This window comes from Rhodanobacter fulvus Jip2 (assembly GCF_000264315.1).
Lineage (GTDB): Bacteria > Pseudomonadota > Gammaproteobacteria > Xanthomonadales > Rhodanobacteraceae > Rhodanobacter > Rhodanobacter fulvus.
Map to the genome: position 1 here is coordinate 1 of NZ_AJXU01000039.1, position 2,041 is coordinate 2,041.

The window sequence follows — 2,041 nt, forward strand, 5'->3', positions numbered from 1 at the left end:
GTAGGCTGAACTTTGCAGCCCATTGGCCGCGCTGTTGGCGCCGGTGGCGGTGGCGTCATCGCCCAGTGCCAGACTGCCGGCGCCGGTGGCGGTGGCATTGTCGGCCGCCGCCAGACTGGAGGCACCCGTGGCGGTGCTGCTGAGGCCATCGGCCTCGGCGCCGGCACCGGTGGCAGTGCTGGCTTCGCCGGTGGCGATGCTGTTCGCGCCCGTAGCGGTGCTATCGGTGCCTTCGGCGTCGGCCAGGAAACCGCTGGCCGTGGCATTTTCCGCGCTGGCATAGCTGCCGCTGCCCAGCGCGGAACTGCCATCGCCGTCGGCCACCGCTGCCGCGCCGATGGCGGTGGACTGGATGCCATTGGCTTCCGATTGGGCGCCCAGCGCGCTGGCGCCGAGTGCGGTGGCAAACGCCGATTCGCCAAACGCGGCCGACGATTCGCCATCCGCCCAGCTGTTCCAGCCGGCGGCAGTGGCGTATTCGCCGGTGGCCCACGCGCCCGCGCCGAAGGCTGAGGCACCGGTGCCGGTCGCTTGCGCCGGCAGCAGGCCGCCAAAGGTGGAACCGCCCACCGCCACGCTTTCATCGCCCGATGCCACGCTGGTTTCGCCGACCGCTACCGCGCCCGCGCCGCTGGCGCTGGCGCCGTAACCCACGCCGGTGGCGAAATCACCTGTGGCCGCGCTGAACCCGCCCACCGCGGTGGCCGCGTCGCTGCCGGCCTGGCTGCTGTAGCCCACCGCGGTGGCCTGCGTGCCGGTAGCCTGGGCCGCCGCGCCGGTGGCATTGCTGAATGCGCCGCTGGCTTGCGCGCCTGCACCCACCGCGGTGGCGCCCTGCTCGCCGGCCACGGTCTGGCTGTCCAGCAGGACCTCCCCGGTATCGGGATCTTCCACGTGCAGCTGGCCGCCGATGGCGGTGCTGGAATCGCCCGTCGCCTGCGACTGGCTGCCGTAGGCGGCGCTATTGCTGCCTTGCGCCACCGCGTTGTAGCCGCTGGCCAGCGACCAGTCGCCCAGCGCGAACGCACCGCTGCCAAAAGCGGCGCTGCCCGTGCCCAAGGCGAAACTGCTGGAGCCGATCGCGGTGCCGTAGTCGCCCTCGGCATCGGCGCGGTAGCCGTAGGCCGAACTCTCCTGCCCACCGGCCACGCTGGCCGCGCCGCTGGCCAGTCCGTGCTCGCCGATCGCGGCGGCGTCTTCGCTGCCGTCGACCGCGCCATCGGCGGCAAAGAAGCGGTTGGCACCGGCTACCGTGCTGTTCAACTGGCCCACGTTCACTGCGTCGGTGTCCTGCGTACCGGCGGCCACGTTGGCGATCTGCCGCTCGGCACCGGCGCTGCCCACCGATACCGTGTTGGCGCGATCGGCCACCGAATCGCCGCCCAGCGCCACGGCGTTGTCGGCCTCGGGCGTCACATAGGCACCTGAGCCCAACGCGGTGCTGTTGACCGCATCGGCCTCGGCCAGCCAGCCCAGCGCGGCACTGAAGTCGCCAGACGCATACGCGCCTGCGCCCAACGCCACCGCGCCGTAGCCGCTGGCTTCGGTGGGCACGATGCCCAGCACGCTGCCGCCCAACGCCACGCTCTGGTCCGCACTGGCGATGCTGCTGTCGCCGATCGCCACGCTGCTTTCGCCGTCGGCGGTGGCGCCCACGCCATTGGCGGTGGCGTAGTCGCCGTTGGCCGTGGCGGCGTAACCCACGCCGGTGCTGAGCAGGCCATTGGCGGCCGCATAACTGCCCAGCGCGGTGGCGCCGTCGGCGCTGGCAGCAGACAGGAAACCGCTGGCCAGCGCCTGTGTGCCGGTGGCGGTCGATTGCGCCGACAAGGCCGTGCTGTAGGCGCCCTGCGCCTGTGCCGCGTTGCCCACGGCGGTGCTGCCTTCCGCGCTGGCCGCGCTGTCGGCACCGGTCGCCACGCTGGTGGTACCGGTGGCCTGCGCGTTGGTGCCGGTGGCCACGCTTTGATCGCCTGTGGCCACGCTGCCGTAGCCCGCGGCGGTGCTGTAGGCACCGGCTGCCACCGCGCCCACCCCGCTG

Annotated in this window: 1 pseudogene; it reads right to left on the reverse strand. The window is 72.7% G+C overall.

What is annotated here, in order from left to right:
- Positions 1–2,041, reverse strand: a pseudogene (locus UU9_RS10245) (ESPR-type extended signal peptide-containing protein); the annotation flags it as partial.